Below are 15203 nucleotides of genomic sequence, written 5' to 3'. Positions count from 1 at the left end.
CCCGTGGCGGGTTGCCCCGCGTCTGCCGACCGCAGAAACCGCGCGGCCTCCACCCGTCCCCGGCGTACCGTCCGGTCATGAGTCGAGCAGTGGTGATCGGAGCGACGGGGCAGATCGGGCGGGCGGCGGTCCGGGCACTGGCCGAGGACGGCTGGGCGGTGACCGCGGTGTCGCTGGGCGGCGGGCGCGACGGCTCCTGGCCCGGGGACGTGCGCGCGGCGCGCCTCGACCGCGCGGACGACGTGGCGTTCGCGGAGCTGGTCGGCGAGGGCTGCGACGTCCTCGTCGACATCGTGGCGCACGGGGCGGAGCACGCCCGGCAGCTCGGGGCCCTGGCCGGCCGGATCGGATCGGCGGTGGTGATCTCCAGCGGCGCGGTGTACGAGGACGAGCAGGGCCGCAGCTTCGACACCCAGGACGAGCCGGACGGCTTCCCGCGCTACCCGGTGCCGATCCCCGAGGGCCACCGGACCGTGGCACCCGGCCCCACGACGTACGGCACCCGGAAGATCCAGCTGGAGCGGGACCTGCTCGCGCTCGGCGACCGGCTGCCGACGACGCTCCTGCGGGCGGGGGCGATCCACGGCCCGCACTGCCGGGCACCCCGCGAGCTGTACTTCGTGAAGCGCGTCCTCGACGGCCGCCGCACCCGGGTCCTGAGCGAGGGCGGCACGAGCCGCTTCCACCCCGTGAACGTGCACAACCTCGCGGAGCTGATACGGCTCGCGGCCCGCCACCCCGGCGCGCGGGTCCTGAACGCGGGCGACCCGGACGCCCCCACCGTCGCGGAGATCGGCGCGGCCGTCGACGCCGTGCTCGGCTTCGAGAGCGAGACGGTCCTCATCGAAGGCGAGGCCCCGGGCAAGGGCGTCGGCCTCACGCCCTGGACGGCCCGGCACCCCGTCGTGTACGACATGTCGGCCGCGGAACGGGACTTGGCGTACAAAGCGGTCACGACGTACGCCGACTCGCTGCCGGAGACGGTGAGTTGGCTGGTCGACCGGCTCTCCGGCCGGGACTGGCGCGAGGCGTTCCCGGTCCTGGCGCGCGCCTATGATCCAGTGATCGATCTGTTCGACTACCGGGCGGAGGACGCCTGGCTGGCTCAGCGGGAGGCCTGAGGTGACCGAGCACGCCCAGTACACGAAGCTCATCGGACTGCTGGAGGAGCGTGGCGCGCACTACCGCGTCATCGAACACGCGGCGGAGGGCGCGACGGAGGCGGTGAGCGCGCTGCGCGGCCATGAGCTCGCGCAGGCCGCGAAGTGCATCGTGGTGATGGTGAAGCTGGACAAGAAGCGTAAGAGCTATGTCCTCGCGGTGGTCCCCGGCGACCGGCGCGTGGACCTGAACGCGCTCAAGGCCCTGCTCGGCGGGGTGTACGCGGGCTTCGCCACACCGGAGGTGGCGGAGCGGCTCTCGGGGAGCGTGAGCGGCACGATCCTGCCGTTCTCCTTCGACCCGGAGCTGGAACTCGTCGTGGACCCGGCCCTGCTGGCGCACGAGGAGCTGTTCTTCAACGCGGCCCGTCTGGACCGCTCGCTGGCGCTGCGGACGGCGGACTACCGGGAGATCGCCCAGCCGAGGCTGGAGTCGATCTCCCAGTAGCACCACTGACTACGAACAACTGCTGACCACGAACTACTGCTGACTACGAACCACTACTGACTACGGCTTGGGCGTGGCGTGCGGGGTGCACGTCACGTCACGGCTGTCGAGCTTGCCGTTGAGCAGGTAGTTGTCGACGCGCTGGTTGAGGCAGGGGTTCTCGAGGTTGGTGATGCCGTGCGAGCCGGCGTCCTTCTCCGTGATCAGACGGGAACCCTTGAGCCGCTTGTGCAGCTCGACCCCGCCCGGGTACGGCGTGGCGGCGTCGCGGGTGGCCTGGGCGATCAGCGTGGGCGGCAGGCCCTTGCCGGTCTTCACCTCGACGGGCTTGTGCTGCTTGCTGGGCCAGGTGGCGCAGGGCAGGTTCATCCAGGCGTTGGCCCAGGTCATGAACGGGTGGTCCTTGTGGATGCGGGTGTTGTCCCGGTCCCACTTCTTCCAGCTGGTGGGCCACTTGGCGTCGGCGCACTCGACGGCGGTGTAGACGGCGTTGCTGTTCTCCGACGCCTTGTTGCCGGCGGTGTCGGACAGGTCGGGGCTGGCGGCCTCGATCAGCGGCTTCGTGTCACCGGCGACGTACTTGCTCCAGTTGGTGGCGATGGAGACCCAGGCGGAGTCGTAGTACGGCGCGCTCTGGAAGTACGAGATGAGCTCAGCCGGGCCGACGACGCCGCCCAGCGGGTCCTTCTTCGCGGTGGCGCGGAGCTTCGTCCACTGCGCCTGCACCTTCTCGACGGTGTCGCCGAGGTGGAAGGTGGCGTCGTACTTGGCGACCCAGGTCATCCAGTCCTTGAGACGGATCTCGAAGGCGACGTCCTGGTCGAGGTTGGCCTCGTACCAGATCTTCTTCGTCGAGGGGTTGACGACCGAGTCGAAGACCATGCGGCGCACGTGCGTCGGGAAGAGGGTGGCGTAGACGGCGCCGAGGTAGGTGCCGTAGGAGACGCCCAGGAAGTTGAGCTTCTTCTCACCGAGTGCGGCGCGGATGACGTCCAGGTCGCGGGCGGTGTTGGGCGTCGTCATGTGCGGCAGCATCCAGCCGCTGCGCTCCTTGCACCCTTGCGCGTACTCGGCGGCGAGCTTGCGCTGGGCGCGCTTGTCGGCCGCGGAGTCGGGGACCGGGTCCAGCTTGGGAGCCTTGACGAACTCCTGCGGGTCGACGCAGGAGATGGGCGCGGAGTGGCCGACGCCGCGGGGCTCGAAGCCCACGAAGTCGTAGGCCTTGGCGGTCTTCTCCCACAGCTTGTTCTTGCTGGTGACGCGGGCGGGGAAGCGCAGGCCGGAGGCGCCGGGGCCGCCGGGGTTGTAGAGCAGCGCGCCCTGGCGCTCGCCCTTGGTCCCGGTGTTGCCGATGCGGTCGACGGCGAGCTTGATCTGCTTGCCGTTCGGCTTGGCGTAGTCCAGCGGCACGGTGACCCAGCCGCACTGGATGGGCTTGGCGATGCCCCAGTCCTCGGGACAGTCCTTCCAGGAGATGCCCTTCTTGGCGGCGCGCCGGGCGGCGACGGCAGCGCCGGCGGCCTCCCGGTCCTTGGCGGCCGCGGCCTTGGCGGGGCCCTTCTCGCCCCGGACATCAGCGCTCGCGGACGGCGCGGCAAGCGCCCCCGCTATCAACGTCGCCGCGACGAGTGTGCCCGCAGAACCGAACGTCACCGTCCGTCTGGTCCGCGTGGTCATCGGGGTACGACTCAAGTGGGGCCTCCCGCACATCGATTCGGTCGTTCGCTCGGTACGGGGATACTTGCGTCTGGGGGGTCCCTGACAACAGACGTGTTGGACGTTTTTTACCAATCCGATAAACGGATTGGTTTGTACCGGTGAGCGGCCAGGGCAGGCCGGAGGCCCGGTTCCTCCAGGCCTCGGCTGCTGCTCCTCGACGCCGACGGGCCGCTGACCCCGTTCGGGGCAGAGTCGCAGCAGGTCGGCGTCGTTGCCGTGACGACTACGGGGCAGGGCTGTCCGGTGGCGGGGGTCAGCGCCAGTGGTTGTTGCTGGTGTGGTCGCCGGCGAGCCAGCGGGCGAGGTCGGCGTGTGCTGTGGCGCGTCGCTCGGCGTCGATCTTCTCCACGTCGGGGTGGTCGACGGCGAATTCCAGGATGAGTCCGTTGGGGTCCGTGACGTACAGCGAGACGCAGAAGCCGTGGTCGAGGACGTGGGCGTTCGAATCGGCGTAGCCGGCCGAGGTGACCCGCTTGAGTATGGCTTCCTGGGTCTCCGTCTCGACCTTGAAGGCGATGTGGCGCAGAGGGGTGAAGTTGAGGTCCGTCTTGAACTCCTCCTGGTCCTTGGGGTCGGCGAACTGGAAGAAGGCGAGCGCGCTGCCGTCGGCCATGCCGTAGAGGGCGTGGCTGTAGGCGCGTTCGGCTCCGGAGAGCACCTCGCGTTCGGTCCAGGTGGCCACCAGGGGCAGGCCGATGACGTCCTCGTAGAAGTGCCGGTTGGCCTCCTGGTCGTCGGTGATCCATGCGTGGTGGTGAAGGCGGAGCGGCAGGGTCTGGCTCATGTGGGTCATCTCCGTTGATCGGCTGCGGTGTTGAACCGGGGACCGGGGCGGTCTCCATTGCTCCAATCAGCGTGCCCCATGCATCAGTTGAATGTTAAATCATAATGAGCCATTGTTCACGCACTGGAGCGTCGACCTCCCGGCGGTCGAACTGGGCGGTGGCGGCAGCACCGGCGCCGGCCAGGACGGCGCTCCAGGGGCGCGATGGCGCCAGGGGGATCCTCCACGTGGCGCGGTCGGGGATCTGGGACACGAGGGCTTCCGTCGGGGGTGACGCAGCCCTACCCTGCACCGACTTCGCGGCTCACCCTTGAGCGCGATCGACGCCGACCCACCGCGCGGGTCGCGGCCGAAAATGGTTGAACGTTGATCAATGCGAGGCGTCATCCTGCCGGAAACCTGCGACCTGCCTCCCGCCGGGCGGCCAGGGAACGGGAGCGATGTCGGTGTACGAGTCACGGCGGCGCACCGCGCCGGACCTTCGTCCCCTCCCGCGCCGCCCGGTCCGCACGCCCCGCAGGTCGATACTTTCGGACCGCACCCCGCGCCCTGCCATGTACCGACGACTAATACCCGTCCCGACCTGCGCTTTCTACGCTCGGGAGCATGAAAGGCATCCTTGGGTTCATCAGCTTCACGCTCATCGTCGGTGGCCTGCAGGGCATCGTCCACGAGGCATTCGACAAGTGGATTCCGCTCATGGGTTTCATGCGGCACCTGTACGTCGACGGCTACGAGATCTACCTCAGCATCGGCCTCATCGTGCTCGGCGCCGCCGTGGCGACGGCCGCGGCCAAGGCCCCGCAGAGCTGAGGGCCGTCCGGCGGGCAGGTCGCGCACGTCCTGGGTCAGGGTTGAGGGGTCTGGCGGGGGCAGGTGGGTCAGGTGTTCAGGCGCGCCAGGCGGGTCAGCGCTTCGTCGAGGATCCGGCGCAGGCGCAGGGCGTCGGGAGCCAGCGCTGTGACCAGGGCGCCCGGGCCTGCCAGGGGGGTGACGGCCGCTGAATCGCCCAGGGGTGTCGGGGGTGGCGGGTGGTGCGTGAAGTCCGGGTCCACGACGATGAGTTGGCCCACGGCGCGGTGGCCCGCCAGGACCGCGGGGCCGTCCCAGCCGCCCGGGGCTCCGGGGCCGCAGGACAGTTCCTGGTCGAGGAGGGGGCGGCCGGCGTGGTGCACGGTGAGTCGGGAGGACAGGAGGCCCGGGGACTCGGCCGTGCGGCCCAGTACCTGTTCCTCGCGCAGGACCAGGCGGCCGCCCGCGGCGACGTCCGCGCGGGTCGTGACGTGCAGTTCGCTGTCCTTCACCGAGATCAGTTGTTCCGGCAGCCAGCGCAGTTCCGCCCCGGCGGCGACCGTGAGGCGCACGTCGTAGTGCGCCGGTGCGCCGTCCTGCCCCGGCAGGGCGATCGTCGCCGCGGCCGAACCGACGTGCAGGCGCGCGCCCGCCCCGACCTCCGCCTCCACGGTGAGCCGGTCGCCGCCCAGGGGTCCGCTCATCGCCCCCACCAGCGTGACGTGGGCCTCGGGACCCGTGGTGCGGGTGCGGCGCAGGGCCAGGGGGGCCTCGCCGTGGAGCAGGGGCAGGACCGTGCGGCCGTGGGGGTCCGCGCGTGCGGTGATGCGGGCGCGGGCCCTCACCCCGGCGGGGCTCCACGGCTTCTGCTCGGCGTCGTCCTGGAGGAGCGGTGCGTGGGTCACTCGGCCGGGGCTTCCGTCCACTTCGCGCGCTGCTCCCGTACCCAGCGCGCGACCTCACCCACGTGCTCCTCCGAGCGCAACGACTGGAACACCACCGGCAGTTCCGCGCGCTGCGCCTTCGCGTCGGCCGCCATCCGGGCCAGGTCCGAGCCCACGTACGGGGCGAGGTCCGTCTTGTTCACCACGAGGAGGTCCGCCGTCGTCACGCCGGGGCCGCCCTTGCGCGGGATGTCGTCGCCTCCCGCCACGTCGATGACGAAGATCTGGGCGTCCACCAGGCCGCGCGAGAAGGTCGCCGTGAGGTTGTCGCCGCCCGACTCCACCAGGATCAGGTCCAGCGGGCCCACCTCGTCCTCCAGGTCCTCCACCGCCTCCAGGTTCGCGGAGATGTCGTCGCGGATCGCGGTGTGGGGGCAGGCTCCCGTCTCCACGGCCGTGATGCGTTCCGGGGGGAGGACCGCCTCGCGGAGCAGGAACTCCGCGTCCTCCCGGGTGTAGATGTCGTTCGTCACGACGGCCAGGGAGAGTTCGTCGCGGAGGGTCCGGCAGAGGGCTGCGACCGTGGCCGTCTTGCCTGAGCCGACGGGGCCGCCGAGGCCGATGCGGAGGGCTCGGCGGGTGCCGTCGGGGCGGTGCGCGTCCGCGCTGATCGCCTTGGACTCGTCGTGGGTGTGGTCGAGGTGCATGTCGCGCTCCGGTGGTCGGTCGTCGGGTGAGTGGGTGGATGGGGGACGTGGGTGGGCGAGTGGGGTGTGGGGGTGGAGGAGGGTGGGGCGCTGCGCGGAGGCTTCCCCGGTCCCGCCCCTTCCCGTGACCAGGGGCGCGGGCCCCTACGACGCGAACAACCGCACCCCCCACCCCGCATGCCCCTCCGCCCCCACCTCCAGCAACGGCGCCGACGCCGCAGGCAGTACGTCCGTCCCCTCCCCCACCGCCCGCCGAGCGGCCCCCGCCGCCGACCCCGCCACCGCGTCCAGCTCCGGCGCGAGCCGGGCCAGCACGGCCGTGGCGTCGAACGGGTCGAGGCTCAGGAGCCTGACCACCGCGGTGGCGGGCCCGCTGACGCTCTCGTACGCCGAGCAGTACGCCGCGTCCGCTCCGTCGAGGCCGGCCGCCCGCGCGGTCACGCCGAGGACGACCGGCTGGTGGGCGCCCTTGGGGAAGGCGCGGGCGAGGGCGTCCAGTTCGGGGGCGGGCCAGGCGATGCGGGCGGCACGCAGCAGTTGGCGGCCGAGTCTGCGGGCGGTGGTCCGCAGCGCGGCGGACGGGGTGCGCGCGTCGGCCGCCGCGTCCAGGTCATGGATGTCGACGCCCAGGGCGGCCGCGGCGGCGAGCGCGGCCGACACCGCGCCGGTGGTGTGCAGGCGGCCCCGGCAGAAGTCCTCCAGGGATCTCGCCCCGGTGATCCGTCCGGCCTTCACGGCCGCCTCGGCCCCGCCGGAGTGCGCGTGGCCCCCGGCGGGGAAGCGGCCGTCGGCCAGGACCATGAGTGCGGCTCGCGACATGTCCTGTCACCGGCTCAGAAGAGGAAGTACCGCTGGGCGAGCGGCAGTTCGGCGGCGGGTGCGGGTTCGACGAGTTCGCCGTCGATGCGTACGGCGAAGCTGTCGGGGGCGACCTCGACCCGCGGCAGGGCATCGTTCTCGCGCATGTCGGCCTTCGTCCGGCCCCGGGTGGAGGCGATCGGCACGAACTGCCGCTCCAGGGCGAGGCGTTCGGGCAGGCCGTCGTCCAGGGCGGACCGCGTGACGAAGGTGAGGGAGTTGCGGGCGGGCGCCCTGCCGCGGCCGCCGAACATGGGGCGTGGCAGGACCGGCTGCGGGGTCGGGATGGAGGCGTTGGCGTCGCCCATCTGCGCGTACGCGATCTGACCGCCCTTCAGGACCACTTCGGGCTTGACGCCGAAGAACGCCGGCTCCCACAGGACCAGGTCGGCCAGCTTGCCGCTCTCCACCGAGCCCACCTCACCCTCGATGCCCTGCGCGATCGCCGCGTTGATCGTGTACTTGGCGACGTACCGCCGGGCCCGGTGGTTGTCGGCCCGGGTGTCGCCGGGGAGCCATCCGCGCCGCTTCTTCATCACGTGCGCCGTCTGCCAGGTGCGGAGGATCACCTCGCCGACGCGGCCCATCGCCTGGGAGTCGGAGGACATGATGGAGATGGCGCCGAGGTCGTGGAGGATGTCCTCCGCGCCGATGGTGGTCGGGCGGATGCGGGACTCGGCGAAGGCCAGGTCCTCCGGCACGGCCGGGTTGAGGTGGTGACAGACCATCAGCATGTCGAGGTGCTCCTCGACGGTGTTGACGGTGTGCGGCCGCGTCGGGTTGGTGGAGCTCGGCAGCATGTTGGGCAGCGAGACCGCCGTGATCATGTCGGGGGCGTGACCGCCGCCCGCGCCCTCCACATGGAAGGCGTGCAGCGTGCGTCCGGCGACGGCCGCGAAGGTGGCGTCCACGAAGCCCGCCTCGTTGAGCGTGTCGGTGTGGACGGCGAGCTGGGCGCCCGTGTCCTCGCACACGTTCAGACAGGCGTCGATCACCGCCGGAGTCGCGCCCCAGTCCTCGTGGATCTTGAAGCTGACGGCGCCCGCGCGGAGTTGGGCGTGCATCGACTCGGCCGATGTGGTGTTGCCCTTGCCCAGGAAGCCGATGTTGACCGGGGCGTTCTCCAGGGCGGCGAACATCCGGGCCAGGTGCCAGGCGCCGGGGGTGATGGTGGTGGCCTTGCTGCCCTCGGCGGGTCCGGTGCCGCCGCCGATGAGCGTGGTGACGCCGGAGGCGAGGGCCTCGTCGACGATGGTGGGCGAGATGAAGTGGATGTGCGTGTCGATGCCGCCCGCGGTGAGGATCTTGCCGTTGCCGGACAGGATCTCGGTCTCGGGTCCGATGACGAGATCGGGGTGCACGCCGTCCATCGTGTCCGGGTTCCCGGCCTTGCCGATGCCGGTGATCCGGCCGTCGCGGATGCCCACGTCGGCCTTGACCACCCCCCAGTGGTCGATGATGACGGCGCCGGTGACGACGGTGTCGGGGGCTCCTTCGGCGCGGGTCGTACGGGACTGGCCCATGGACTCGCGGATGACCTTCCCGCCGCCGAACACGGCCTCGTCGCCGGAGCGTCCGGGGCCGCCGGAGCGGTCCTCCTCGATCTCCACGAGCAGCCCGGTGTCGGCGAGCCGGATCCGGTCGCCGGTCGTCGGGCCGAACAGGTCGGCGTACGCGGCGCGGGACAGCTCAGGCATCGAGAGCACCTCCGGTCTCGCCGCGCAGCCCGGGCACGACGCGGGCGCCCGCGAGGGGGACCAGCGTCACGTCGACGGGAATGCCCGGCTCGAAGCGCACGGCGGTGCCCGCGGCGATGTTCAGGCGCAGGCCGCGCGCGGCGGAACGGTCGAACTCCAGGCCGGGGTTGGCCTCGGCGAAGTGGTAGTGGGAGCCGACCTGTACGGGGCGGTCGGCGGCGTTGAGGACGGTGAGGCGGGTGGTGGGGCGGCCCTCGTTGAAGGCGACGGGTCCGTCCGCGAAGAGGATCTCGCCGGGGACGAGGCCGGGGCCGTCGAGGTCCGCGCCGATACCCGCGCCCGTGCTGTCTGCGGATTGCATACGTCCCGTACCCCCGTCAGACGATCGGGTCGTGGACGGTGACGAGCTTCGTTCCGTCCGGGAACGTCGCCTCGACCTGGACGTCGTGGATCATCTCGGGGATGCCCTCCATGACGTCGTCGCGCGTCAACACCGTGCGTCCCGACGTCATCAGATCGGCGACGCTGCGGCCGTCGCGGGCGCCTTCGAGGATGTGCGACGTGATGAGCGCGATCGCCTCGGGATGGTTGAGCCTGAGGCCGCGCGCCCGGCGCTTCTCGGCCACGTCGGCAGCCACATGGATGAGCAGTCTCTCCTGCTCGTGCGGTGTCAGTCGCACGTCCCCACCTCATCGTCCTTGCTCCGAACCATGCGGGGCCCGGCTGCCGCGGCCACCGCGACGGGAAAGATGTAGCGCACAGCGAATGGTGCGCCGAGGTACACCTTGGCGTACGCGATCCCCAGGTGGCGTGGCACGGCAGGCTAGTTGGACGGAGTTTCAGCGAGGTTAACCAGCCCTTGACCCAGCCATGACCGTCAGCTGGGCTCACCCATACTCATCAGGCCACGCACGCCGTCGGCCAGCGCGTCCACCGGCACCCCGTCGAACAGGGCGACCTGGGCCGCGAATCCCTGCGCCATGGCGATCATCGTCCGCGCCACGCGGTCCGCCGGCACGTCGGCGCGCATCATGCCCGCGGCCTGATAGCCCTCGACGATCCGAATCCAGGCCGCCCGCACCGCGTCGTACCCGTCCTGGATGAGGGCGCGCAGCTCCTCGTCGCGCAGCGTCTCCGTCCAGACCTGCACGAGGAGCCGCGGGAAGTACGGCCGGTCGTGCTCGACGAGGCCCGGCTTGAGGTCGAGCACCTGGCCGAGCGCGCGGCCGACGAGGACGTCCGGCGGCGGGGGCGGGGTCTGGCGGGCCGCGGACTCGAAGATGTCCCGGATCTCCGACAGCACCTCGGAGACGATGGCGCGGATCAGCTCGTCCTTGCCGCTGAAGTAGCGATAGACGGCACCCGCCGACAGGCCCACCTCCTTGAGCACGTCCTGCATCGACGTGGCGTGGAAGCCGTTGCGGGCGAAGCAGAGCGCGGCGCCGTCGAGGATCTGGCGGCGACGGGCGTCGAGGTGTTCCTGGGATACGCGAGCCATGACCTCAAAGTAAAACGAACATTCCTTCTTGACAACCGACACGACCCGTCTCACAGTGGGAGCACGCCAAAAACGAACGATCCTTCTTTTTAGAGGGTGCCTCCCAGGCAGGCGGCCTCACGAACCCCGGACGCCCCCGCCACCCCCCGTTCCCCCTTCCCTCTCACCTCTTTGCTCTGGAGAACCCCATGCCCACGCCGTCCCCTGCCGCGCCCCCGCAGGCCCGCCGCATGCTGACGGTCGCCCTGCTGGTTCCCTTCGTCGTGGCCCTTGCCCTGTGGGCCTTCGCCTGGCCCGCCGCCAGGAACGCCCCGCGCGACCTGCCGCTCGGCGTGGCGGGCCCCGCCCACGCCACCGCGCCGCTGCAGAAGCAACTTCAGGAGCGGGAGGGCGCGTTCGAGATCCATCGGTACGCGGACGAGTCGGCGGCCCGCGCCGCCGTCGAGGACCGGACCGTGTACGGCGCGGTCGTCGCCACCGGCCAGGGCCCCAAGCTCCTGACGGCCTCGGCGGCGAGCCCGGTCGTCGCCCAACTCCTCCAGCAGGCGGTGACGGCGGGCGCCCCGGACGGCGCGCGGGTCACGACGGTCGACGTGGTGCCCGCCCCGGCCGCCGACCCACGCGGGGCCGCCCTGGGGTCGAGCGTGCTGCCGCTGGCCATCGCGGGCGTCGCGGCCGGCTCGCTGGTGACGCTGCGGGGCCTGCGCGGGCTGCGCGCCGTGGGCACGCTGGTCCTCGCCGCGGCGCTCGTCGGCCTCGTCGCCGCCGCGCTCGCCCACAGCTGGCTCGGCATCCTGACGGGCAACTGGTGGGCGGAGGCCGGGGTGCTCGGCCTCTCGGCGCTCGCCGTCGCCGCGGCCGTGGCCGGTCTGGCGGCGCTGCTCGGCCCCGCGGGCATCGGCGTGGGCGCGCTGTTGATGGTGCTGCTCGGCAACCCCTTCTCGGGGGTGACGTCGGCGCCGCAGCTGCTGCCCGAACCGGCCGGTCTGATCGGCCAGTTGCTGCCGCCGGGCGCGGGCGGCTCGCTCCTGCGCTCGACCGCGTTCTTCGACGGGGCGGCGGCCACGGGCCCCGCGGTCACCCTCGCCCTCTGGGCGGTCGTCGGCCTCGGGGCCGTCCTCGCCGGGGCCCGGCGCGGCCGGAACGCTCCCCCGGTGACGGCGTCATCCCGGGTGCGTGAGCCCGCCCCGGTCGGCTGACGCCGCGCCCCACCGGACAGCCGTGTGCCCCCGCCGTAGCGGACGGGGGCACACGGCCTTTGTCATGTCTTCCGGCGTCACACCTTCCGGTGTCACTCCCTCCGGACTAGGTCACGTTCGGCCCGCGGTGCTCCGCCGCGATGCCGAAGCGCCGGTGCTCGCCGCCCGCGCCTGACGTGGACGACGAACCGAGCGAGGACACGGAGGAGATCACCGTCTCCTCGGCGGCGGCGCCGATCACCTCTGCCTCCTCGAGCTCGTCGAGTCGGCGCAGGTCATCGGCGGAGACAAGGGCCACGAGCGGCTTGCCGTGACGCGTGACGACCACGCGTTCGTTGCCGTAGACAACGCGGTTGATCAGGTCGGCGAGCTCTGCGCGGGCTTGCGTCACCGGAATCTCGTAGGCCATGGCCCCATCATAACGTCATGTACGTCCTGTACATTTTTTACAGAGACCGTCGCCAGCGACGGTGCCCGCACGCATGCCCGTGCGTCCGCACGCATGCCGTACAGATGGGGAGGCACGCCCATGCAGGAGCCGTTCGCCCGCCACGTCCTGCCGGAGTTCACCGAGCGCACCAGCTCGGGCCTGCGCACGCTCGATCCGTACTCCAAGCTCCTGGAGGAGCGCATCGTCTTCCTCGGCACGCCCGTCGACGACGTCTCCGCGAACGACGTCATGGCGCAGCTGCTGCACCTGGAGTACCTCGCGCCCGACCGGGACATCTCGCTGTACATCAACTCGCCCGGCGGCTCGTTCAGCGCGGCCACGGCGATCTACGACACCCTGCGGTTCACGACCTGTGACGTGGAGACCGTCTGCCTCGGCCAGGCCGCGTCCGCCGCCGCGGTGCTGCTCGCCGCGGGCACGCCGGGGAAGCGGTCGATCCTGCCCGGCGCCCGGGTGCTGCTCCAGCAGCCCGCGCTCGCCGAGGCGTTGCGGGGCCAGCCGACCGACCTCGTGATCCAGGCCGAGGAACTGCGGCGCACCCGCGCGCTCCTGGAGGAGATGCTCGGGCGCCACACGGGGCAGGACGCCGAGCGGATCGCGGCGGCCGTCGAGCGCGACACCGTCCTGGACGCCGCGGCCGCCGTGGAGTTCGGCCTGGTGGACCGGGTCGTGCCACACCGCAGGGCCACGACCACGACCGCCGGGTGAGGCCCGGGTGCTGCCCGAACTGCCGCCGCTGCCTGCCCTGACCCGCGCCGAGGGCGAGCTGATCGACGCCTACCTCGCGGTGGTGGACCTCGTCGGCCGCATCAATCCGGCGCGCGCGGAGCACACGTACGGCGGCCTGCGCGCCGCACAAGCCCTCGTGGTCAGGGCGACGGAGCTGCGGGACGCCCTGAACCTGATGCACCAGCGGGGCGAGGCGGAGGTCCACTCGGCGACGCTGGCCCGGGCGTTGCGCACGCTGGACGGCGAGCGGCGTGCCGCGCGCGTGGCCGTACCGCCGCCTGGTGTCGGCGAAGGGGCGCCGCCGACGGGCGGGTGACCGATCCGTCCGGGGGCGGGGCGACGGGACGACGGGAAGGCGGGAAGGCGGGAAGGCGGGAAGGCGGGAAGGCGGGAAGGCGGAGCAACACGACCACAAGTGGGGTGAGCACACCTATAAACGGCGAGTCGGCCAAGCGTTTCTGCTAGGAGTTGACGGGGCTCTTCGGCGCAGCTTCGGCCGATCCGCCGGAGCCCCGCCCCGAGCCGCCCCGCCTCTCTCGCGACCCCACACCCGAGGTGCGCCGTCTCACCGGCCGGCCTTCGGAGCGCCCCGGCCGCAGCGCGTCCGCGCCGTCCGCCCGTTGGGGGTGCGGACGGCACGGACGGGGGTCGCGCGGCTTCCGGTCCTTACCCGGGGTACGACCAGAGGTGGTAGCTCTTTCAGCGTAGGAAACACTCGCACGCGCGTGCCCCTTGAGTTGCACAACTCCCTTACGCGGCAGCCGGAACCGGACCTTCCGGCGCTGTTCGGGCAATCGTCTCCGACTGTGACCCAGGCCCCTTTCGGGCTCTGTCCACCCGAACAGGTCAGTCGTGAGGAGCCTCACATACGGCCGATTCGGCTCGGTTTTTTCGCCACTCTCGGGTGAAGATCCCTTCCGACGACAAGCCCCCGCCACAAGCGGCGGGGCGGTCCGGGCGGACGCCGAGTCCTGCCGCCACCCGGATGACCGGTCGACATCTGTGCATCGGCAGGAGTGGAGGACCCAGCAAGGCGGGCTGTCCGGGAGACCGGCCGGCCCTTGGGGTGAAGTCGTTGTACGACCGGGCATCTTCGCCTGCCCGAACCCGACAGGTCATCCTTCACAGGCGGCTGACGAAGGGTTGCGCATGACTGCGCTGAATCGTGTTCCGTCGCTGCTGACGAGGGCCGGTACCGCATCGGCACTCACGCTCGCCGCCGTGGGCGGCACCATCGTGGCCCCCGGACTCGTCTCCGAGGCCGAGGCAGCCACACACGGGACGAAGGCGCTCAAGATCGCGGCTTCCAAGAAGGGCTCTCCCTACGGCTACGGGGCCGTGGGACCGCACCGGTTCGACTGCTCGGGCCTCACGCTCTACTCGTACAAGCGCGTGGGCAAGAAGCTGCCGCGAACCGCCGCGCAGCAGTACAACAAGACCCGGCATGTCTCCAAGGCCAACCGCACCCGCGGCGACCTGGTGTTCTTCCACTCCGGCCGGAACGTCTACCACGTCGGCATCTACGCCGGCAAGAACAAGATCTGGCACGCGCCGAAGCGGGGCACCGTGGTGCGCCTGGAGAAGATCTGGAGCAACAGCGTCTGGTACGGCCGGGTCCGCTGACCCGGGTGCCGGGAGGGCGGTGCCTTCGGGCAGGCACCGCCGTCCGGGCGTGATCCGGCCGACGCGAGGAGTGGTTCGCGTCGCACCGGGATACTCGTAGTGCATGTCCGAGAACGATCCCGACGGCGGCCCCCGGTCATCGGGCACCGCCGCGCACGACCACAGCCGAGGCCGCGACGAGACCCCGCTGGAACGCGCCGACCGCAACTTCCTCGAGCTCCTCCAGGAGCTGAGGGTCACTCAGACCGGCGTGCAGCTCCTCTTCGCGTTCCTGCTCACCCTCGCCTTCACCCCCCGCTTCCCGTCGCTCGACGCCCTCCAGCGCGCCACATACGTGACCACGCTGCTGCTCGCCGTCCTCGCGGCCGCGCTGTTCACCGCTCCCGCCGCCCTGCACCGGGGACTGTTCGCGCGTGGCGCGAAGCCGCTCGTCGTCACGGTGTCGTCCCGGCTCGCCGGAGCCGGACTCGCCGTCCTCGTCCTGGCGCTCACCGGGTCGGTGCTTCTCGTCGTGGACGTGGCGGCGAGCCGGACCGGCGCCTTCTGCGCCGCCGGGGCCACGCTGCTGGTGTGCGGTGGCCTGTGGGGGCTGCTGCCGTGGGGGATCGCGCGACGGCAGGGGGACGAGCGCGGGCCCGTCTGATCGGGCTGCGT

Annotated in this window: 18 protein-coding genes and 1 riboswitch; of the genes, 8 read left to right on the top strand and 10 right to left on the bottom strand. The window is 71.6% G+C overall.

The window, feature by feature from the left end; all coding sequences use genetic code 11:
- Positions 1–77: 77 nt before the first annotated feature.
- A complete protein-coding gene (locus AB6L24_RS14500) occupies positions 78–1121 on the top strand; it encodes an NAD-dependent epimerase/dehydratase family protein (protein WP_405655582.1) in 1044 nt (347 codons plus the stop codon).
- A 1-nt stretch (position 1122) separates the two neighbouring features.
- Positions 1123–1608: a YbaK/EbsC family protein gene (locus tag AB6L24_RS14495; RefSeq protein WP_405655581.1), complete on the top strand. Its 486-nt coding sequence runs from the start codon at positions 1123–1125 to the stop codon at positions 1606–1608.
- A gap of 60 nt (positions 1609–1668) precedes the next feature.
- Here AB6L24_RS14495 and AB6L24_RS14490 read toward each other — a convergent pair whose 3' ends face one another.
- Both AB6L24_RS14490 and AB6L24_RS14485 read right to left on the bottom strand, forming a co-directional pair.
- On the bottom strand, positions 1669–3285 hold the full coding sequence (locus AB6L24_RS14490; protein ID WP_405655579.1) for an alpha/beta hydrolase: 1617 nt from the start codon (positions 3283–3285) through the stop codon (positions 1669–1671).
- Positions 3286–3580: 295 nt separating this feature from the next.
- A complete protein-coding gene (locus AB6L24_RS14485; RefSeq protein ID WP_405655578.1) occupies positions 3581–4111 on the bottom strand; it encodes a VOC family protein in 531 nt (176 codons plus the stop codon).
- Between the two features lie 606 nt (positions 4112–4717).
- Between AB6L24_RS14485 and AB6L24_RS14480 the strand changes: the two genes are divergently transcribed.
- Positions 4718–4924: a hypothetical protein gene (locus AB6L24_RS14480; protein ID WP_380858493.1), complete on the top strand. Its 207-nt coding sequence runs from the start codon at positions 4718–4720 to the stop codon at positions 4922–4924.
- Between the two features lie 68 nt (positions 4925–4992).
- Here AB6L24_RS14480 and AB6L24_RS14475 read toward each other — a convergent pair whose 3' ends face one another.
- The 7 genes from AB6L24_RS14475 to AB6L24_RS14445 form a co-directional block, all read right to left on the bottom strand.
- Positions 4993–5808: an urease accessory protein UreD gene (locus AB6L24_RS14475; protein WP_405655577.1), complete on the bottom strand. Its 816-nt coding sequence runs from the start codon at positions 5806–5808 to the stop codon at positions 4993–4995.
- A complete protein-coding gene (ureG, locus tag AB6L24_RS14470) occupies positions 5805–6494 on the bottom strand; it encodes an urease accessory protein UreG (protein ID WP_405655575.1) in 690 nt (229 codons plus the stop codon). The genes AB6L24_RS14475 and ureG overlap by 4 nt, the downstream gene beginning before the upstream one ends.
- Positions 6495–6638: 144 nt before the next feature.
- On the bottom strand, positions 6639–7313 hold the full coding sequence (locus tag AB6L24_RS14465) for an urease accessory protein UreF (RefSeq protein WP_405655574.1): 675 nt from the start codon (positions 7311–7313) through the stop codon (positions 6639–6641).
- A 14-nt stretch (positions 7314–7327) separates the two neighbouring features.
- Complete coding sequence (locus AB6L24_RS14460; protein WP_030358750.1) at positions 7328–9049, bottom strand: urease subunit alpha; 1722 nt, start codon at positions 9047–9049, stop codon at positions 7328–7330.
- Positions 9042–9410 carry an urease subunit beta gene (locus tag AB6L24_RS14455; protein WP_405655571.1) on the bottom strand — a complete coding sequence of 123 codons (369 nt, stop codon included), beginning with the start codon at positions 9408–9410 and terminating at the stop codon, positions 9042–9044. The genes AB6L24_RS14460 and AB6L24_RS14455 overlap by 8 nt, the downstream gene beginning before the upstream one ends.
- A 16-nt stretch (positions 9411–9426) precedes the next feature.
- The gene (locus AB6L24_RS14450; protein WP_087883138.1) at positions 9427–9729 is read right to left on the bottom strand and encodes an urease subunit gamma; all 303 of its coding nucleotides are present in this window, start codon (positions 9727–9729) and stop codon (positions 9427–9429) included.
- A 197-nt stretch (positions 9730–9926) separates the two neighbouring features.
- On the bottom strand, positions 9927–10547 hold the full coding sequence (locus AB6L24_RS14445; RefSeq protein WP_405655569.1) for a TetR/AcrR family transcriptional regulator: 621 nt from the start codon (positions 10545–10547) through the stop codon (positions 9927–9929).
- Between the two features lie 188 nt (positions 10548–10735).
- Between AB6L24_RS14445 and AB6L24_RS14440 the strand changes: the two genes are divergently transcribed.
- Positions 10736–11746 carry an ABC transporter permease gene (locus tag AB6L24_RS14440; protein ID WP_405655567.1) on the top strand — a complete coding sequence of 337 codons (1011 nt, stop codon included), beginning with the start codon at positions 10736–10738 and terminating at the stop codon, positions 11744–11746.
- 106 nt (positions 11747–11852) lie between these two features.
- Here AB6L24_RS14440 and AB6L24_RS14435 read toward each other — a convergent pair whose 3' ends face one another.
- A complete protein-coding gene (locus AB6L24_RS14435) occupies positions 11853–12155 on the bottom strand; it encodes a type II toxin-antitoxin system Phd/YefM family antitoxin (protein ID WP_405655565.1) in 303 nt (100 codons plus the stop codon).
- Between the two features lie 120 nt (positions 12156–12275).
- On the opposite strand from AB6L24_RS14435, the gene AB6L24_RS14430 reads away from it, so the two are divergent.
- The 4 genes from AB6L24_RS14430 to AB6L24_RS14415 all read left to right on the top strand — a co-directional run bounded on the left by AB6L24_RS14430 (position 12276) and on the right by AB6L24_RS14415 (position 15192).
- On the top strand, positions 12276–12905 hold the full coding sequence (locus AB6L24_RS14430; RefSeq protein ID WP_405655563.1) for an ATP-dependent Clp protease proteolytic subunit: 630 nt from the start codon (positions 12276–12278) through the stop codon (positions 12903–12905).
- 7 nt (positions 12906–12912) lie between these two features.
- On the top strand, positions 12913–13242 hold the full coding sequence (locus AB6L24_RS14425; RefSeq protein ID WP_405655561.1) for a hypothetical protein: 330 nt from the start codon (positions 12913–12915) through the stop codon (positions 13240–13242).
- Between the two features lie 665 nt (positions 13243–13907).
- Positions 13908–14073, top strand: a riboswitch (cyclic di-AMP (ydaO/yuaA leader).
- Positions 14074–14075: 2 nt separating this feature from the next.
- Positions 14076–14549, top strand: a complete 474-nt coding sequence (locus AB6L24_RS14420; RefSeq protein WP_289953873.1) for a C40 family peptidase — start codon at positions 14076–14078, stop codon at positions 14547–14549.
- Between the two features lie 103 nt (positions 14550–14652).
- On the top strand, positions 14653–15192 hold the full coding sequence (locus AB6L24_RS14415) for a DUF6328 family protein (RefSeq protein WP_405655559.1): 540 nt from the start codon (positions 14653–14655) through the stop codon (positions 15190–15192).
- Positions 15193–15203: the final 11 nt, after the last annotated feature.

The sequence above is a fragment of the Streptomyces sp. RK9 genome, from assembly GCF_045070545.1.
GTDB lineage: Bacteria > Actinomycetota > Actinomycetes > Streptomycetales > Streptomycetaceae > Streptomyces > Streptomyces alboflavus.
This window is presented reverse-complemented; position numbering and strand designations above follow the sequence as displayed.